Origin of the sequence: Pseudomonas sp. Pseusp11, assembly GCF_047304405.1 — a bacterium.
Lineage (GTDB): Bacteria > Pseudomonadota > Gammaproteobacteria > Pseudomonadales > Pseudomonadaceae > Aquipseudomonas.
This window is the reverse complement of record NZ_JBGLZF010000103.1, coordinates 1-293: the sequence shown is the minus strand read 5'-3', so window position 1 is coordinate 293 and position 293 is coordinate 1. Positions and strand designations below refer to the sequence as shown.

1 protein-coding gene is annotated in these 293 nt (G+C 61.8%); it reads left to right on the top strand.

Translation table 11 applies throughout. From position 1 onward, the window contains the following. The coding region (locus tag ACCC96_RS30325) for a ShlB/FhaC/HecB family hemolysin secretion/activation protein (RefSeq protein WP_413697746.1) at positions 1-293 on the top strand (293 nt) is incomplete at both ends.

Here is a 293-nt window from a genome sequence, read left to right as displayed (position 1 = left end):
ACCAACAACTTCATCGAAGACAGCAAGCTCAAGCTGAGCAGCAACCGCATCAGCGAAGCGCAGTTCGGCATCAACCACGGTCGGCGGGTCGGCAGTGCCTTCGTCAACCTCGACCTGGGCATGCAACAAGGCATCGGCGCGTTCGACGCCCAGGGTAACGGTGATCCGGGCCCCGGCGAGCCGAACGCGCGTTACCGCAAATACACCGCCACCGCCAGTTACTTGCAGCCGTTCAAGCTGTGGGGCGAGTCCTTCAGTTTCAGCAGCCTGATGACCGGCCAGCGCAGTGAAGA